This window comes from Streptomyces sp. NPDC054783, from assembly GCF_053611725.1.
This window is the reverse complement of sequence record NZ_JBSHAY010000003.1, coordinates 529,681-546,415: the sequence shown is the minus strand read 5'-3', so window position 1 is coordinate 546,415 and position 16,735 is coordinate 529,681. Positions and strand designations below refer to the sequence as shown.

12 protein-coding genes, 4 tRNA genes and 1 pseudogene are annotated in these 16,735 nt (G+C 70.0%); 9 read left to right on the top strand and 8 right to left on the bottom strand.

What is annotated here, in order from left to right; translation table 11 throughout:
- Nucleotides 1-5: 5 nt before the first annotated feature.
- From ACWGJ5_RS09440 to ACWGJ5_RS09430, 3 genes are all read right to left on the bottom strand, one after another.
- Nucleotides 6-2,201 (bottom strand): DEAD/DEAH box helicase, encoded by a 2,196-nt coding sequence (locus tag ACWGJ5_RS09440; RefSeq protein ID WP_453309136.1) that lies wholly within the window; start codon nucleotides 2,199-2,201, stop codon nucleotides 6-8.
- Nucleotides 2,202-2,433: 232 nt separating this feature from the next.
- A complete protein-coding gene (locus tag ACWGJ5_RS09435) occupies nucleotides 2,434-2,967 on the bottom strand; it encodes a hypothetical protein (RefSeq protein ID WP_453309135.1) in 534 nt (177 codons plus the stop codon).
- Nucleotides 2,968-3,076: 109 nt separating this feature from the next.
- On the bottom strand, nucleotides 3,077-3,427 hold the full coding sequence (locus tag ACWGJ5_RS09430) for a metallopeptidase family protein (protein ID WP_453309134.1): 351 nt from the start codon (nucleotides 3,425-3,427) through the stop codon (nucleotides 3,077-3,079).
- A 137-nt stretch (nucleotides 3,428-3,564) separates the two neighbouring features.
- On the opposite strand from ACWGJ5_RS09430, the gene ACWGJ5_RS09425 reads away from it, so the two are divergent.
- The 4 genes from ACWGJ5_RS09425 (at nucleotide 3,565) to ACWGJ5_RS09410 (ending at nucleotide 5,468) form a co-directional block, all read left to right on the top strand.
- Nucleotides 3,565-5,106, top strand: a complete 1,542-nt coding sequence (locus ACWGJ5_RS09425) for a metallophosphoesterase family protein (protein WP_453309133.1) — start codon at nucleotides 3,565-3,567, stop codon at nucleotides 5,104-5,106.
- Between the two features lie 80 nt (nucleotides 5,107-5,186).
- Nucleotides 5,187-5,259 (top strand) — tRNA-Glu (locus ACWGJ5_RS09420).
- A 36-nt stretch (nucleotides 5,260-5,295) separates the two neighbouring features.
- A tRNA-Asp gene (locus ACWGJ5_RS09415) sits at nucleotides 5,296-5,370 on the top strand.
- 24 nt (nucleotides 5,371-5,394) lie between these two features.
- A tRNA-Phe gene (locus ACWGJ5_RS09410) sits at nucleotides 5,395-5,468 on the top strand.
- 92 nt (nucleotides 5,469-5,560) lie between these two features.
- On the opposite strand, the gene ACWGJ5_RS09405 is transcribed toward ACWGJ5_RS09410, so the two are convergent.
- The 3 genes and pseudogenes from ACWGJ5_RS09405 to ACWGJ5_RS09395 all read right to left on the bottom strand — a co-directional run bounded on the left by ACWGJ5_RS09405 (nucleotide 5,561) and on the right by ACWGJ5_RS09395 (nucleotide 8,871).
- On the bottom strand, nucleotides 5,561-5,854 hold the full coding sequence (locus ACWGJ5_RS09405) for a tyrosine-type recombinase/integrase (protein WP_453309132.1): 294 nt from the start codon (nucleotides 5,852-5,854) through the stop codon (nucleotides 5,561-5,563).
- Between the two features lie 421 nt (nucleotides 5,855-6,275).
- Nucleotides 6,276-6,740, bottom strand: a pseudogene (locus ACWGJ5_RS09400) (ATP-binding protein); the annotation flags it as partial.
- A 280-nt stretch (nucleotides 6,741-7,020) separates the two neighbouring features.
- A complete protein-coding gene (locus ACWGJ5_RS09395) occupies nucleotides 7,021-8,871 on the bottom strand; it encodes a trypsin-like serine protease (protein ID WP_453309131.1) in 1,851 nt (616 codons plus the stop codon).
- 513 nt (nucleotides 8,872-9,384) lie between these two features.
- Here ACWGJ5_RS09395 and ACWGJ5_RS09390 point away from each other — a divergent pair.
- From ACWGJ5_RS09390 to ACWGJ5_RS09370, 5 genes are all read left to right on the top strand, one after another.
- Complete coding sequence (locus ACWGJ5_RS09390; protein WP_453309130.1) at nucleotides 9,385-9,594, top strand: DivIVA domain-containing protein; 210 nt, start codon at nucleotides 9,385-9,387, stop codon at nucleotides 9,592-9,594.
- Nucleotides 9,591-9,761 carry a hypothetical protein gene (locus ACWGJ5_RS09385; RefSeq protein WP_453309129.1) on the top strand — a complete coding sequence of 57 codons (171 nt, stop codon included), beginning with the start codon at nucleotides 9,591-9,593 and terminating at the stop codon, nucleotides 9,759-9,761. The genes ACWGJ5_RS09390 and ACWGJ5_RS09385 overlap by 4 nt, the downstream gene beginning before the upstream one ends.
- A gap of 57 nt (nucleotides 9,762-9,818) precedes the next feature.
- On the top strand, nucleotides 9,819-13,763 hold the full coding sequence (gene hrpA, locus ACWGJ5_RS09380) for an ATP-dependent RNA helicase HrpA (RefSeq protein ID WP_453309128.1): 3,945 nt from the start codon (nucleotides 9,819-9,821) through the stop codon (nucleotides 13,761-13,763).
- A gap of 96 nt (nucleotides 13,764-13,859) precedes the next feature.
- Nucleotides 13,860-13,934, top strand: a tRNA-Asp gene (locus ACWGJ5_RS09375).
- Between the two features lie 449 nt (nucleotides 13,935-14,383).
- Nucleotides 14,384-14,575 (top strand): DUF6274 family protein, encoded by a 192-nt coding sequence (locus tag ACWGJ5_RS09370; RefSeq protein ID WP_453309127.1) that lies wholly within the window; start codon nucleotides 14,384-14,386, stop codon nucleotides 14,573-14,575.
- A 462-nt stretch (nucleotides 14,576-15,037) separates the two neighbouring features.
- Here ACWGJ5_RS09370 and bldC read toward each other — a convergent pair whose 3' ends face one another.
- Together bldC and ACWGJ5_RS09360 are read right to left on the bottom strand one after the other, a co-directional pair.
- Nucleotides 15,038-15,244 carry a developmental transcriptional regulator BldC gene (bldC, locus tag ACWGJ5_RS09365; RefSeq protein WP_003949541.1) on the bottom strand — a complete coding sequence of 69 codons (207 nt, stop codon included), beginning with the start codon at nucleotides 15,242-15,244 and terminating at the stop codon, nucleotides 15,038-15,040.
- A gap of 538 nt (nucleotides 15,245-15,782) precedes the next feature.
- Nucleotides 15,783-16,625 carry a hypothetical protein gene (locus ACWGJ5_RS09360; protein ID WP_453309126.1) on the bottom strand — a complete coding sequence of 281 codons (843 nt, stop codon included), beginning with the start codon at nucleotides 16,623-16,625 and terminating at the stop codon, nucleotides 15,783-15,785.
- Nucleotides 16,626-16,735 lie beyond the last annotated feature (110 nt).

Genomic DNA, 16,735 nt, shown 5'->3' with positions numbered 1-16,735 from the left:
GGGGCTCAGCCGTTGCGCTTCCAGCGCGGCTTGTCCTCGCGGCGGCCGATGGAGCCGTTGCCGCGGTGGTCGTCACGGCGGCCGTAGGGGCGCTCGTGGCCGCCGGAGCGGAAGCCCGGGCGGTCGTCGCGGCGGTCGCGGTTGAACGGGCGGTCGCTGCCCCGGTGCCCGCCGCGCTCGTCCCGGCGGAAGCCGCCACGCTCGCCACGGTCCCGGTCGAAGGAACGGCCACCGCGGTCGTCACGACGCTCGAAGCCCCGGTCACCACGGTCGCGGTCGAACGTGCGACGGTCGTCACGGCGGTCGTCACGGCGGTCGTCACGACGCTCGAAGCCGCGGCCGGCGCGGTCACCGCGGTCACCGCGGTCACGGTCGAAGGAACGGCCACCGCGGTCGTCACGGCGGTCACGGTCGAACGGCCGACGGTCGTCGCGGCGCTCGAAGCCACGCCCACCACGGTCGCCCCGCTCCTCACGGCGCTCGAAGCCACGCTCACCACGGTCACGGTCGAACGGACGGCGCTCGTCACGGCGGTCGTCACGACGCTCGAAGCCACGCCCACCGCGGTCACCACGGTCGTAACCACCGCGGTCGCGGTCGTGGCCGCGCCGCTCCCGGCGCTCGTACGGCGCCGAAGCCGCCGGACGCTCCTCACGCTCGGTCTCCCGCTCCGCCGGCTCCTCGGCCACGACGGCGAGCTCCTGCGCCGCCGTCGCCTGGGCCTCGGCCACCGCGGCCTCGGGGTCCTCGCCGCGCTCGCGGGCGACTCGGGCGACCAGCCGGTCGGACTCCTCGCGCAGCTCCGTCGCACGGCGCTGGGCGCGGTCCAGCTGCTTGGTGAGCTGGGCGACCTCGCGCTCGGCCTGCTGGGCGGCGTTGGCGGCGGACTCGGCCTGGACCTCGGTCATGGAGCGGGCGCCGGTGATCTCGGCGACCTCCGGGTCGAAGGCGCCGGCGCCCTGGATGATGTGGCGGGCCGCGTCGACGCCGGCGTCCTCCATGAGGCGGAAGATCTGGCGCCGCTGGTGCGGGAGGGAGAGCGACACGACCGTGCCGGTACGGCCCGCACGCGCCGTACGGCCGGCGCGGTGCAGGTAGTCCTTGTGGTCGCCGGCCGGGTCCACGTTCAGGACCAGGTCGATGCCGTCGACGTGGATGCCGCGGGCGGCGACGTCGGTGGCGACCAGGACGTTGACGTAGCCGTCCTTGAAGTCGGCCAGGGTGCGGGTGCGGGCGCCCTGGGTCATGCCGCCGTGCAGCGCGTCGGCCTTCACACCGGCCTCGCGCAGCTGCTCGGCGACGCGGTCGGCGCCCAGCTGGGTGCGGACGAAGATGATCGTGCGGCCCTTGCGGGAGGCGATCGCGGCGGTGACCGGCGCCTTGTCCTTGGGCTTCACGATGAGGATGTGGTGCGACATGGTCGTCACCGCGCCCTGGGCCGCGTCCACCTCGTGCGAGACGGGGCTGTTCAGGTAGCGGTCGACCAGGGTCTGGATCTCGTTCTCCATCGTGGCGGAGAAGAGCATGCGCTGGCCGCCGGCCGGGACCTGGTCGAGCAGCTCGGTGACCTCGGGCAGGAAGCCCAGGTCGGACATCTGGTCGGCCTCGTCCAGGACGGCGATCTGCACGTCCTGGAGGGAGCAGGCGCCGCGGTTGATGATGTCGCGCAGGCGGCCCGGGGTGGCGACGAGGATGTCGACGCCGCGCTCCAGGGCGTAGATCTGGTTGCCCATGGAGGTGCCGCCGCAGACGACCTTCATCTTCAGGCCGACGACGTCGCCGTACGGCTGGAGGGCGTCGGCGACCTGCATGGCCAGCTCGCGGGTCGGGGTGAGGATGACGGCGCGGGGCCGCTTCTTCTCGGTGCGGCCGCCGGCCAGCTGGGCCAGGGTCGGCAGACCGAAGGAGAGGGTCTTGCCGGAGCCGGTGCGGCCACGGCCGAGGATGTCCTTGCCGACCAGGGCGTCCGGGATGGTCGCGGCCTGGATCGGGAAGGGGGTCGTCACGCCGTTCTGCGCGAGCTTGCGCACGACGCCCTCGGGCAGGCCGAGGTCGGCAAAGGTGGTCTGGGGGGTGGTGTCAGCGGCCTCGGGGGCCTCGGTGACCTCGGACGTCGCGTCGGAGAGCTCCTGGTCGAGCTCGTTGAGCTCGTTGAACTCGTTCTCGGACACGACGAACTGATCAGTACTGGACACGGACATGCGAATGCGAAACCTTCCGGAGTCTCTTCGGCACGCGCCCGTCAACTCCGTGATTCGCTCACGACCGCCTCAATGCGGTCCGCCACGGCAAGGGAGAGTACGCGCCACACGGCGCGCTCTGTGGTGGCGCCGGGCAAATGGGATCAAACGATCTACCACCATACGCACCCACCCCCCCTGAAGGCAAACCGGCCTCGTTCCCGCAGGTGAGCCGCCTCTCGCGCCCCGGAGATCACGACCCGACACCCGCCCCGGGCTCCGGTGCCGGTTCGCGCTGGACGAGCTGGGTTCCCGTCGCCCCGTGGGCCGATGAGGACGGCTCGGCCGACGGGGGCTCGGAGGTCGCCGGCGGCGGGCTGGAGGCGGGCGGCTGGGGCGGGGCGGAGGTGGCCGGCGGTGTCGGCGGGGCATTGGTCGGCGCCGGGCCCCCGGGGTCGACGGTCCTGCCGGGCCCGCCGGGCTTGGCGGGGGCCGCGGGCGAGCTGCTCCCGCCGGACGGGGTGGTGGCCGACGGGGAGGCCGACTCCTCCCCCGGCTTCTTCTTGCCGCCGTGCTCGTGCTTGCCGTCGTCGGCCGCGCCGTCGTGCCCGCCGAAACCCCCGGCGCCGTGCACCGGGCCGCCGTCGGGCGCCTCGCCGCCGTGCCGCCCCGCCGAGTGCGAGGGCCGGGCCGGGCCCGCGTCGTCACCCACGTTCACACAACCGGCGGCAGCGGCGAGGGCCAGCACCGTGACGGTGAGCCGGACGGGTACGGGCAAGGGGCGCACGGCGGCCACCTCCGGAGGCGAGGAAAGGAGTCAACCTCCCCAACTCCCGCCGCCCGCAAGAGGACACGCGCCGCGCCCGCACCGGCGCTCACCCACGGCACCAGGGCGCTCACCCATAGCCGAGGGTGTGCAGCCGGGCGTCGTCGATGCCGAAGTGATGGGCGATCTCGTGCACCACGGTCACCTCGGTCTCCGCGACGACGTCCTCGCGGGAGTCGCACATCCGCAGCGTCGGCCCGCGGTAGACGGTGATCCGGTCGGGCAGCACGCCCGCGTACCACTCGCCCCGGTCGGTCAGCGGCGTGCCCTCGTACAGTCCGAGCAGCTCGGGGTCGCCGGCAGGCGGTTCGTCCTCCACGAACACCGCCACGTTGTCCATCAGCCGCATCAGTTCCGGCGGGATCCGGTCGAGCGCCTCCGCGACCAGTTCCTCGAACTCCTCGCGCGTCATCTCCAGCACATGGTCATTGTCCGGTACGACGGCCCGAACGGGAGCGGTGCGGCACGGCATATCCACCCCGGTACTACCGCATATCCACCCCGGTACTTGGGCATACGGCACCAATGGTCCGCGTCCCCGTCGCAGCCCTCCGCACGATGACCAACCGCCTGCACCCCGCGACGAACCGCAAGCACCCCGCCCGTCGCGGCGCCCGCCCGCTCCCCGCCCTGGAACTCGCCGCCCGCCCCCGCCCCTGGCTCCGCGCCCTCGGTCTGACGGCCGTCGTCCTCGCCGGCGCCTGGCTGGGCCTGCTGGTCGTCGGCAACGTACGGGCCCCGGTCGGCCCGGTGAACACGACGATGGCGCTGCGCCCGTCACTCACCGGCGGCACGAAGATCAACGTCTCACCGCTGGGCGCGCTCACCCTGGACAGCCATGTGGCACCGGTCCGCCTGGACGTCAACGTGGACCAGCTGGACCCGCTCCGCGCCCAGGCCCTGGTGGACCACCCCGAGCGGATCTCCGGCCTCCAGGACGAGGTCGCCAGGGACGTCGAGCACGGCACGCTGGACCTGGCCGTGCGCTCCTGTGTCGCCGTGGTCGCCGGTGCCACGGCCCTCGGCCTCGCCGTCTACCGCAGCCCCCGCCCCGCCCTGGCCGCCGGCGGCCTCGCCCTGACCCTGCTGGCCGCGTCCGGGGCGAGCGCCTACGCCACCTGGAACCCGAAGTCGATCCTCGAGCCGAAGTTCTCCGGGCTGCTCTCCTCGGCACCGGCGGTGGTCGGCAACGCGCGCAGCATCGTCACCGACTTCGACGTCTACCAGAAGGAACTGGCCCGTCTGGTGACGAACGTGACGAAGCTCTACGACGTCACCTCCACGCTCCCGGCCTATCAGCCGGACCCCTCCACCATCCGGGTCCTGCACGTGTCGGACATCCACCTCAACCCGGCGAGCTGGAAGATCATCGCCTCGCTGGTGGAGCAGTACAAGGTGAACGTGATCGTCGACTCCGGCGACACGATGGACCACGGCACGGCGCCGGAGAACGGCTTCCTGGACCCGGTCCGGGACCTGGGCGCGCCGTACGTCTGGGTGCGGGGCAACCACGACTCCCGGACCACCCAGCGCTATCTGGAGCGCATGAAGAACGTGCACGTCCTGGACGGCGGCCGGGCGCAGACGGTCGCGGGGCTGCGTTTCGCGGGCATCGGCGACCCGCAGTTCACCCCCGACCGCTCGGTGGTGCCCGGCGGGGACGCGGCCGAGCGGCTGGCGGGAGACAGGCTGGCCAGCGCCCTGCGCGACCAGCAGGCGGCCGGCACCCCGGTCGATGTCGCGATCGCCCACGAGCCGTCCGCGGCCCGCGAGACGGACGGCCAGGTGCCGCTGGTGCTGTGCGGCCATCTGCACCACGAGGGGGACGAGATGCTGCCCTACGGCACCCGGCTGCGCATGGAGGGTTCAACGGGCGGGAGCGGGCTGCGGGCGGTGGAGCGCAAGTACCCCGCGCCCATCGAGGCCTCGATCCTCTACTTCGACCGCGACAGCCACCGTCTCCAGGCCTGGGACTCGATCAAACTGGGCGGGCTGGGCGAGGCGACGGCCGAGGTCAGCCGCCATCTGGCGGACGAGAACCGGCCGAAGAGCACCCCTTCTCCGGGCACCCCGAGCCCCTCTTCCCCCACCTCCCCGTAAACCGTTTTGGCGATCCTCCCCGCCATCCCATATGCTTCTCACGTCCCCGACGCGCTGAGAAGCGCCCAGGCGGGCCGATAGCCCTCATCGTCTAGCGGCCTAGGACGCCGCCCTTTCAAGGCGGTAGCACGGGTTCGAATCCCGTTGGGGGCACGCAATACCGTGTGCGACACTGTTGCACGCACGCTTGGTCCTGTGGAGCAGTTTGGAGTGCTCGCCACCCTGTCAAGGTGGAGGCCGCGGGTTCAAATCCCGTCAGGACCGCTGGTGTTTCACGTGAAACGCCATGGCTGGGTAGCTCAGTTGGTACGAGCGTCCGCCTGAAAAGCGGAAGGTCGCCGGTTCGACCCCGGCCCCAGCCACCGCCGCCCTCATCAGGGCTTGAGCCCCTCTCCATCATCACTGGAGAGGGGCTCTTTCGTGTCGCCTACGCCAACCAGTACGCCAACAGCTCTCAGGGGAGGGTGTCGCCCAGCTTCCGGAGCGCCTTTCGCTGCTCGTCCAGGGACGTGTGCGCGTAAACCTTCATCGTCACCCCGATGTCGCTGTGTCCCACGATCTGCCGGACGATGTGAGGCGGAACACCCAGATCGAGCAGAAACGAGACGGCTGAGTGCCGGAGATCGTGAAACCGGATCTCCAGCCCGAGACGCTTCCGGAGCGGGTCCCAGCTCCGCCGGAGGTTGTCCGGCTCCAGCGGGGTGCCGATACGGGACGTGAAAGACCAGCCCCCTTCCTTCCATCCCATGCCGGCGGCGGCGCGCCTCCTGGGCCTGCCGCTCTCCGTGCTCGGTGAGCGCCCTCACCACGAGGGGCGGGAGCGGAACGGTGCGGACCGATGCCTTGGTCTTGGGCTTGACCAGCCGCAGCTCTCCCTCGACGCGCTGTAGCGCGCGTTCGATGGTCAGCGTCTCGCGCTCCAGGTCGATCGCGTCCCAGCGGAGCCCCAGCAGCTCACCGCGCCGCATCCCCAGGACCAGGGCGAGCACGTAGAGCGCGTGCAGCCGGTCCTCTGCGGACGCCCGGAGCAAGAGCCGGGCATCGGCGACGCTGAGCGCCCCTTCCCGGTGTCGTAGGTGGACGTGGGGGCCTGCACGAGCTGTGCGGCGTTCCGCACGATCAGCTCTTCTCGTACTGCGTTTTGGAGTGCGCTACGCAGGACGGCGTGGAACGACCGGCAGGATCTCCGCGTACTTTGCCCACAGCTCCGCCTCGGTCCGCCGTACCCGGGGGCGTACGAGACGGAGCGGGAGGAGGCGTTCGGCGAGGTCGGGGCGGATGACGCCGACGTCGATGCCGGTCAGGAGCATGGGGCGCCGGTAGCGGGAGCGGACGACGTCGCCGTCGGTGAAGAGCGCGCGCTTGATGCTTTCGGCGCCGGTGACGATGCAGCACATGAGGTCGGACAGGTCGGGGGGCAGGTGGGAGAGGTTGTCCAGGGCGGTGACCGATCCGGCGGCGACAGCCGTGATCATGTTCTCCTCGTCCTTCGGCGCCCGGCGCAGGTCGCCACTCATCCCTTCGATGATCCGCACCAGCATCCGGCCGCCGGTGGACTTGCCCGCCCCCTGCGGTCCGGTGAGGAACGGTGTGGGGACGGGGACGGACGGTTCCAGGCAGCCGATGAGCCGGGCGAATCTCGTTGGGTGCCTCCATGCTCGACCGGGCTTCCCAAAAAGCCGCGAAGTCGGGTAAGTCGTGGCTTCGAGTCGACGCCTGGAAGACGAATCCCGACCTTGGGCGGTACTACGTGACACAGGGCTTCACGCACGTCAGGACCGTGGACCTCGCCCACCGCCGCTCCGGCGCCCTGTACCAGCGGCCGGTTGCGCGGATGGCACCCCACCGGTCGGTGTGACGCGGCCCCCGGCGTGTCTCGAAGACACGCCGGGGGCCGCTCTGCGACGGTCCGCCTCAGCCGAACAGGTTGTACTGCTGCCAACCGGTGCCGATCGTCACAGGCGTGCCGAAGATGTCGGACGTGGCCTTACCCGTGCCCGGGTACAGATAGAGCGTGCCGGCCGGGGTGCGAGCGACGAGGTCGGCCCTGCCGTCCCCGGTGATGTCGCCGACAGCGTCGAACGCGTTGAACTGGCCCCACGTACGGACCTGGATCCGGGCGCCGAACGCCCCCGAACCGGACTTGCCGGTACCCGGGTAGAGGTAGACGGCGGAGTTGCTGCTGCTGCGGGCGAGCAGGTCGGCCTTACCGTCGCCGGTGAAGTCGCCGTGGCCGAGCAGCACGTTGTACTGGTTCCAGCCGCTGCCGACCGCGACCGGCGAGCCGAACGTGCCGTCGCCGAGGCCCGGGTAGACGTAGAGGATCCCGCTCGCCGTCACCGACAGCAGGTCGGGCAGGGCGTCGCCGGTGACATCGCCGGGTGCGACGATCTTCGTACGGGTGGACCAGTTGCCGAAGACCAGGGTGGTGGCCCAGCTGTTGCTCGCGGGGATGTAGTGCCGCCAGTAGACGGCGCCGGTGGAGGCACGCCGGATGATCTGGTCCTGGTAGCCGTCCCGGTTGAGGTCGGTCTGCAGGACGACGTTCTTGTCGCTGTAGGAGCCCCAGGAGATCCGGGTGGCGAAGGACGTGCCCTTGGAGTCGTACTCGTAGCCGGTGTTGTCGGACGCGCGGCGCACGAACAGGTCGGCATTGGCGTCGCCACTCAGGTTGGTGTCGTCGATGCGCGGGTACGTCGCGCCGACGTACGTGCTCACCTTCGTGAAGACGCTGTACGAGCCGGAGGCCACGCAGTCCTGGACGCCCCAGGAGACCACGCCGACGATCTTGCCGCCGACGATCAAGGGGCCGCCCGAGTCACCGTTGCAGGCCGCGACGGTGCCGCTGTCCGATCCGGTGGCCGGGGTACCTGCGCAGACCATGTGGCCCGCGACGAAGTCGGTGGTGTAGGTGCTGGAGCAGGTGGCGTCCGAGACCATGGGCAGCGTCGCGGTGCGCAGCGTCTGCGCTATGTCGCCGCTGGTGGAGCTCGTGCGTCCCCAGCCGTACAGGGTTGCGCTGGTGCCCGCCCCGTAGGACGAGGTGTCGTTCGACGTGGTGATGTTGATGGGCTTGACGCTGACCGGGTTCGGCAGCGTCAGGACCGCGATGTCGTTGTCGATCGTGGTCGCGTTGAACGACGGGTGGTTCCACTGCCGCCATACGCCGGAGACGGTGCCTCCGTGCAGGTCGACCGAGCCGTCGCTGTTGTCGGTCGGCAGCTGGTCCGTGCCGGTGACGATGGTGCCGTTGGCGTGCCAGTTGTAACCCTTGACGCAGTGCGCGGCGGTGAGGATCTTCGTCGGGGACACGACCGAGCCGCCGCAGAAGAAGCCGATGTCGTCCGAAGTGTCGCTGGTGCCCTTGTCGTCGTAGTACCAGAGCTGCGCCATCCACGGAGCCTTGGCGATCGTGGTCTCCGTACCACCGATGATCTTCGGGTCGACGGTGGACGTCGCGGAGGTCGAGGGCGTGGCGGTCGGCGTCGCGGTGCTCGGCGTCGCGGCGGTCGCGGACGGCTTGGACCGCGTCTGCGAGGCGTGGTCGGTCCGCAGTGCCCCCTTCACACGAGCCGTCAACTGCGCCTGCGAGGCGACCGTGGCCTTCGCCGGGGCGGGAGTGGGAACGGCAGCGGGGGAAGCGTGGGCGGACGCCAAAGAGAAGACGCCGGCAAGGGCGGCGGCAAGCGCTACGGCAGCGGGAACGACTCTCCGCGCCCGTCGCCTGCGTCTTACGCCCCCGCTGGCCCTGTGGGCAGAGGACACTCAGATCTCCCGTCGGTGAAAGATGGTTTCTCGCACGCGGACAGGGAGAAAGCCGCCGACCGACGGCGGCTCGTGGATAGCGCCAACCGGTTCGGGACCATCACGTCCCGAAATTCTGTTCCCCGCCCGCGGCCGCCCGATCGTAGGACCGATCAGGAAGTGGCCCTGGGACCGGCCAGGAAACGCATGCGGAACAACCACACAAGACTTTGCAAAGTCGCCGGGTCGGCATCGCCGAGGACCACCCTGCCGGTTGGCCTCCGCTGCCGCACGGGGACGACTCCATACCCGACCACGTCGCGCTAGTCGTCGTTGGTGCCGTCGTACGCCGACCGGTACGCCAACAGCAGCGCACAAGGGCGTCTCTCTCCCGACGCGTCCGCCCCCTATGATCAGGCGACGCCCCGCCAGGACGCGGCCTGAAAAGCGGAAGGTCGCCGGTTCGAACCCGGCCCCAGCCACCGCCAGAAGGCCCCGTTCAGTGAACGGGGCCTTCGTCGTAGGGGGGCATACGTGGCAGACGACTTCCAGGGTTTCCTGGATTTCCAGGGTTTCGACATCGCTCGGCGTGGTTACGACCGCGCCCAGGTGGACGCCTATCTGGCCGACCTGGCCGCGGGTACGGCACCGGAGGCGCCACCCGCTTTCGACATCGCCCGGCGCGGCTACGACCGTACGCAGGTGGATGCGCGGATCGCCGAGCTGCGAGGTGGGGGACGATGAGTCCGGGCACCGCGGTCAGCAGCATGACCACCGCCTACCTGGGCACCAAGGCCGTCTCCAGCACGGCGAGGTCGATCGCGCTCGGGCAGCACAGTGGTACGCCGGCCGCGACACCCCGGACCCCGGCAGCGTCGGCCGCCGCACCGCCGGCCCAGCGCACCCTCTGAACAGCGCGGGCAAATCGTTCGCGTGTTTTTCGGGCGGGGTGAGATCCTGGACCGCGTATGTCTACGCATCCCGCCCCCGTTCTCGGCACCCTCGCCCCCCGTCTGACCGAGTTGTCGCTGCGCGACGCGCATCGGCTCGGCCGGCGGCTCGAGGGCGCGCGCAAGATCCGTAAGCCGGAGGCCCGCGCCGCCGTCCTCGCCGAGATCGAGGCGGAGGTCGGCAAGGCCGAGGTCCGGATGGCCGAGCGGCGCTCCCGTGTGCCCTCCATCGGCTACCCGGAGCAGCTGCCGGTCAGCCAGAAGAAGGACGAGATCGCGGCGGCCATCCGCGATCACCAGGTCGTCATCGTGGCCGGTGAGACCGGTTCCGGAAAGACCACGCAGATCCCGAAGATCTGTCTGGAGCTGGGGCGCGGCGTGCGCGGCATGATCGGGCACACCCAGCCCCGGCGTATCGCCGCCCGTACCGTCGCCGAGCGCGTGGCGGAGGAGCTGAGGACGCCGCTCGGCGAGTCCGTCGGCTGGAAGGTGCGCTTCACCGACCAGGTGAACCCGGACGCCACCTTCATCAAGCTGATGACGGACGGCATCCTGCTCGCCGAGATCCAGACCGACCGCGAGCTGCGCGCCTACGACACGATCATCATCGACGAGGCCCACGAGCGGTCCCTCAACATCGACTTCCTGCTCGGTTACCTGGCCCAGCTGCTGCCCAAGCGGCCGGATCTGAAGGTCGTCATCACCTCGGCGACCATCGACCCCGAGCGTTTCTCCCGGCATTTCGGCGACGCCCCGATCGTCGAGGTCAGCGGGCGGACGTATCCCGTGGAGGTCCGCTACCGGCCGCTCCTGGAGGAGGAGTCGGACGACGCCGACCGGGACCAGATCACCGCCATCTGTGAGGCGGTCGAGGAGCTCCAGGCCGAAGGCCGGGGCGACATCCTCGTCTTCCTCTCCGGCGAGCGGGAGATCCGGGACACGGCGGACGCCCTGGAGAAGAAGAAGTACCGGTTCACCGAGATCCTGCCCCTGTACGCCCGGCTCTCGCACGCCGAGCAGCACCGGGTCTTCCAGCAGCACACCGGGCGCAGGATCGTTCTGGCCACCAACGTCGCCGAGACCTCCCTCACCGTCCCCGGCATCAAGTACGTCATCGACCCCGGCTTCGCCCGGATCAGCCGCTACAGCCACCGCACCAAGGTCCAGCGGCTGCCCATCGAGCCGATCTCCCAGGCCAGCGCCAACCAGCGCAAGGGCCGCTGCGGCCGTACGAGCGACGGCATCTGCATCCGTCTGTACTCCGAGGACGACTTCCTCGCCCGCTCGGAGTTCACGGACGCGGAGATCCTCCGTACGAACCTGGCCTCCGTCATCCTCCAGATGACCGCGGCCGGGCTCGGCGACATCGAGAAGTTCCCCTTCATCGACCCGCCGGACCACCGCAACATCCGCGACGGCGTGCAGCTGCTGCAGGAGCTGGGCGCGCTCGACGCCGAGCAGAAGGACCCGCGCAAACGGCTCACCGACACCGGCCGCAAGCTGGCCCAGCTGCCCGTCGACCCGCGCCTGGCCCGCATGGTCCTGGAGGCCGACAAGAACGGCTGTGTCCGCGAGGTCATGGTCATCGCGGCCGCGCTGTCCATCCAGGACCCGCGCGAGCGCCCGGCCGACAAGCAGACCCAGGCCGACCAGCAGCACGCCCGCTTCAAGGACGAGACCAGCGACTTCCTCGCCTACCTCAACCTGTGGCGGTACGTCCGCGAGCAGCAGAAGGAGCGCGGATCCAGTTCCTTCCGTCGGATGTGCAAGCAGGAGTACCTGAACTTCCTGCGCATTCGCGAATGGCAGGACATCTACACCCAGCTGCGGACGGTCGCCAAGCAAATGGGCATCCACCTCGCCGAGGAGGACGCCCCGGCCGACCGCATCCACGTCTCGCTCCTCGCCGGCCTCCTCTCCCACATCGGCATGAAGGATGTGAAGGACGGCAACAAGAACGAGTACCTGGGCGCCCGCAACGCCAAGTTCGCGATCTTCCCGGGTTCGGCGCTGTTCAAGAAGCAGCCGAAGTTCGTGATGTCGGCCGAACTGGTGGAGACGAGCCGGCTCTGGGCGCGGGTCAACGCGAAGATCGAGCCCGAGTGGGTCGAACCGCTCGCCGAGCACCTTCTGAAGCGGACGTACAGCGAGCCGCACTGGGAGAAGGACCAGGCGGCCGTGATGGCGTACGAGAAGGTCACGCTGTACGGCGTGCCGATCGTCGCCCAGCGCAAGGTGAACTACGGCCGCATCGACCCGGAGACGAGCCGGGAGCTGTTCATCCGCAACGCGCTGGTGGAGGGCGACTGGCGCACGCACCACAAGTTCTTCGCCGACAACCGCAAACTCCTCAGCGAGGTCGAGGAGCTGGAGCACCGGGCGCGGCGCCGGGACATCGTGGTCGACGACGAGACGCTCTTCGACTTCTACGACCAGCGGGTGCCCGAACACGTGGTGTCCGGCGCGCACTTCGACTCCTGGTGGAAGCGCAGGCGGCACGAGCAGCCGGACTTCCTGGACTTCGAGCGGGAGATGCTGATCCGGGAGTCGGCGGAGGCGGTCACCAAGGCCGACTACCCGGACTCCTGGCGGCAGGGGCCGCTGAAGTTCCGGGTGACGTACCAGTTCGAGCCGGGCGCGGACGCGGACGGCGTCACGGTCCACGTCCCGCTGCAGGTCCTCAACCAGGTCACGGACGAGGGCTTCGACTGGCAGATCCCGGGCCTGCGCGAGGAGGTGGTCACGGAACTCATCCGCTCCCTCCCCAAGCCGATCCGCCGTCACTACGTCCCCGCGCCGAACTACGCCAGGACCTTCCTGGACAAGGCGGTGCCCCTCCAGGAGCCCCTGACGGTGACGATGGCCCGCGAGCTCAAGCGCATGGTCGGCGTCCCCTTCGAGGCCGACGACTTCGACTGGTCCAAGATCCCCGACCACCTCAAGATCACCTTCCGGATCGTCGACGAGCGGCGCCGGAAGCTGGCCGAGGACAAGGACCTTGAGGCGCTGAAGCTCAGGCTGAAGCCGAAGGCGAGGAAGGCCCTGTCCCAGGCGGCCGCGGCGACCGCGTCCCGCGAGGGCGGCGAGTCCCTGGAGCGCAAGGGCCTGGCCGACTGGACGATCGGCACCCTCACCCGGGTCTTCGAGACCCGCCGGGCCGGCCAGCCGGTCAAGGCCTACCCGGCCCTCGTGGACGACGGCGACACCGTCTCCGTCCGCCTCTTCGACACGGAGGCCGAGCAGGCCGAGGCCATGTGGGAGGGCACCCGGCGCCTGATCCTGCGCAACATCCCGGTGAACCCGGCGAAGTTCGCGTCCGAGAAGCTGACCAACGCCCAGAAGCTGGCGCTCTCCGCGAACCCGCACGGCTCCGTCCAGGCGTTGTTCGACGACTGCGCGATGGCGGCGGCCGACAAGCTGATCGCGGACTTCGGGGGTCCGGCCTGGGACGAGGAGTCGTACCGGAAGCTGTACGACAAGGTGCGCGCGGAGATCGTCGACACGACGGTTCGTACGGTCGCCCAGGTGCAGCAGGTGCTGGCCGCCTGGCAGGCCTGTGAGCGCCGCCTGAAGGCCGTGCGCAGCCCCGCGCTGCTGGCAAACCTGACGGACGTACGCAAGCAGCTGGACGCCCTCGTGAAGCCGGGATTCGTCACGTGGGCGGGCATACGGCGCCTGCCCGACCTGATGCGCTACCTGGTGGCCGCGGACCGGCGCCTGCAGCAGATGCCGACGAACGTCCAGCGCGACACCACGCGCATGGAGAAGGTCCACGAGATGCAGGACGAGTACGCCTGGCTCCTGGAACAGCTGCCCCAGGGCCGCCCGGTCCCCTCCTCGGTCCTGGACATCCGCTGGATGATCGAGGAGCTGCGGGTCAGCTACTTCGCCCACGCCCTCGGCACCGCGTACCCCGTCTCCGACAAGCGGATCGTGAAGGCGATCGACGCGGCCGTGCCGTAATCGTTCGGACACAGAGGGTGAGTTCGACCAGGCGGGCTCACCTCCTGTACAGTCTCTTCTCGCAGCGCAGTGCACAAGCCGAGCGCCGCGACACCTGGTCCTGTGGAGCAGTTTGGAGTGCTCGCCACCCTGTCAAGGTGGAGGCCGCGGGTTCAAATCCCGTCAGGACCGCATCAACGAAGGGCCCGCATCCGGCAACGGACGCGGGCCCTTCCGCATGCCACACCACCAATGCGCACTCGCCAACCCACCGGGACCGCAATATGAGTGAGGCCCGCATCCCGTACGGATCGCGAGCCTCGCCCATCCCCCACCCACCACCAAGCTGCCCGCCACCCGCCAAGACGCAGGCCGCGCCCGCGGCGGAGCCGCAATCGGACACAGCGCATCCCGCCGGCCCCTCGGTACCGGTCCGTGTTTCCAGCCCGTCCGGCGATTGAGGACAAGGCCCTTTCAGGGCCGTGGCGGGGGTCTGGGGGCGCAGCCCCCAGGGGGCCCGGTCGGGGGCCCCTGGGGAGCGGCTGAACCGGCGGAGCCACCCCGCTCCCTTGACGGCGTCACATTCCGTCGGTACCCAGAAGACAGGGCCCGTTCCCCTGTGCGGTCCGCGGAGGTGGGGTATGGCGGCATCGGTCAGGCACGAGACACGGGCGCTGCTGAGGGCCCATCTGGCGGCCGCCTCGTCCTACCGGCACCTCACCCGCCACTGCCCCATCTGCCATCGCCTGCTGCGGCTGGCGATGGACGCGGGCACCCGGGTCCCCGAAGCGGGCGACGAGGAAGCCGGGAACGAAAGTCCCCGCAGCGCGTGACCGGTGCCGGCCCCAACACCCCTGCCCGCATGGGACGCTGGAGACCGGCTACTCCACTAGCGCACCCGTGCCGTCGGCAACAACCGCCCGGCCATGTGACGGGAGTCACCGCATGAGTTTTTGAAAGGGCGGTACTTACCACTGTCCTACAACAGGTCAATTTAATATGTGCAATTGCACCCCTCTCGGGGGTCACGCACAGTTGTTACGACAGGCCTGCCCAGACTCCCACAAGGCCGCTCACAGCGACCCCATCCGCACCCCGACCAGCGCACAAAAAAGATCGCGCTGGACCCGGCGGAGTCCAGCGCGATCTACGACGCACCCTGTGTCGCTGCCTACAACGTTCTCTTCGGCTTGGGCGAGGGCCCTGTTGGGGCAGGTCCCGCGTCGCTTGGAGCTAGGGTTTCGGGCGCCTCGGCCAGTTGGGGGACCTGCCGGATTGCCCGATTATTCGGTTGTTCAGGCCTCGCTGCGCTGCTGCGGGATGCCCGCGAGCAGTGCGCGGACCTCGGCCTCGCGGTAGCGGCGGTGCCCGCCGAGCGTGCGGATGGAAGTAAGCTTGCCGGCCTTCGCCCACCGCGTGACCGTCTTCGGGTCGACGCGGAACATCGTGGCGACCTCAGCCGGGGTCAGCAGCGGCTCGGCATCAGGGGTGCGAGCGGTCATGAGCGGCCTCCTCGGGAGAACCGAACCTTCTCGGTTCTTTCCTCTAAATTCTGCACCTTGACCCGCGTTGCCCGAAATGGCGGACGCGAGTCGAGTCGGTTATAGGACGAACGGCTTGTCCTCGGCACTACAACTACACCATCTGTCCAGCCGCGTCGGCCAAACCGATGGAATTGCCCTCCCAGGTGTTCATCAGCGACGGAAGCCGATGGACCATGCCATAGCGGACAGTCACGCCACTGTGACGATCAGTCACAGGACGATCAGGAGCCACAAGACCCCCCAAAGCAGGCAATGCCGAGATTCCGCCCACAATGGAGCACAGTTGGACGGACGGAGCCCTCCCCGGACTCCTTGTCCTATTTTGGCATGAGGGGTGGCAAGCGACGCAAGGGCCGCGTAAGTGCCGTCCATCACCCTTGGGGCAAAAGTCCAGATCGGGACCAACGTCCCGTCACATGGTCAAGTGGCCTAGACCGTACGCCGTTCGACGCCGTTCGAGCCGTGACGTACGTCACTCCTGCGGGATTCGGGAACCTCAGTTCGCCGAGCGCCGGTCCCGGACCGCCCGCCACCGCTCCACGAGCCGCACATAGGCCTCCCCGGCCGCCGTCCCGTCGCCCCGCCGCAGGGCCTGGATGCCCTCGGCCACGTCCGCAGCCGAGTGGTCGCCCTCCAGCTCCCCCGCCGGCAGCACATGCACCAGGCCGCCGTAGTCCAGCTCCACCAGCGAGCGCGGGTGAAACTCCTCCAGCCAGCGGCCGACGTCCACCAGGCCGTCGATCAGCGGGCTCTCCTCGACGGTGTCCCTCAGCGTGCGCAGCGCCCGCGCCACCCGCCGCCGGGCCTGCACCATCGGCGTGCGGTAGCGCAGCAGCGGGGGCACCTCGGCGGTGCCCTTCTCGTAGCGCCGCTCCTCGTCGGAGACGAGCACGAACCAGTTCAGCGGAACCTGCCAGGTCGCCGTACGGATCCACGGACGGGCGTCGGGGTTGCGGGCCAGCCAGCGCTCGTAGTCCTGGGCGGCCTGGCGCCGTACGACCGGGGGCAGCACCGCGTCCAGGACCGGCGCCGGAAGCTCCTCGGCCAGCTCGCCGAGCGCCTGCCAGCCGCGCAGCCGGGTCCGCCAGGGGCACACGCAGACCACCCCGTCGACCTCCGCCACGAAGGCGTCGCTGCTCTCGTGCACCGGCACCGCGACCGGCGGGATGGGCAGCAAGTCGGCCAGGGAGCGGCGCAGTTCGTCCTGGTAGGAGGGGCGGTCGGAGCGGCGGGCGTAGCGGGCCCAGTGGCCGCGCTCCGGCTCCGGGAAGGCGCTCAGCGGCTCGTACACGCGCAGGTACGCGGCATAGGGGACGACCACGGAGGACACCTTCGGCACGCCTGCTCCCTCCCCATCGGGCCCGGCTCGAAACACTGCAAATCGTCCCACGGACATACGTGCGCGAGCGGCGCGCGAGAGTGATCCTGAACACTGCGCGGACGGTGGTC

Bases quoted from the DNA above. Each gene is read 5' to 3' on its own strand.
- ACWGJ5_RS09425 (WP_453309133.1), top strand. From the start codon at position 3,565: ATGACCAACCGCCTGCACCCCGCGACGAACCGCAAGCACCCCGCCCGT.
- ACWGJ5_RS09370 (WP_453309127.1), top strand. From the start codon at position 14,384: ATGGCGGCATCGGTCAGGCACGAGACACGGGCGCTGCTGAGGGCCCAT.
- hrpA (WP_453309128.1), top strand. From the start codon at position 9,819: ATGTCTACGCATCCCGCCCCCGTTCTCGGCACCCTCGCCCCCCGTCTG.
- bldC (WP_003949541.1), bottom strand. From the start codon at position 15,244: ATGACCGCTCGCACCCCTGATGCCGAGCCGCTGCTGACCCCGGCTGAG.
- ACWGJ5_RS09440 (WP_453309136.1), bottom strand. From the start codon at position 2,201: ATGTCCGTGTCCAGTACTGATCAGTTCGTCGTGTCCGAGAACGAGTTC.
- ACWGJ5_RS09405 (WP_453309132.1), bottom strand. From the start codon at position 5,854: ATGGGATGGAAGGAAGGGGGCTGGTCTTTCACGTCCCGTATCGGCACC.
- ACWGJ5_RS09385 (WP_453309129.1), top strand. From the start codon at position 9,591: ATGAGTCCGGGCACCGCGGTCAGCAGCATGACCACCGCCTACCTGGGC.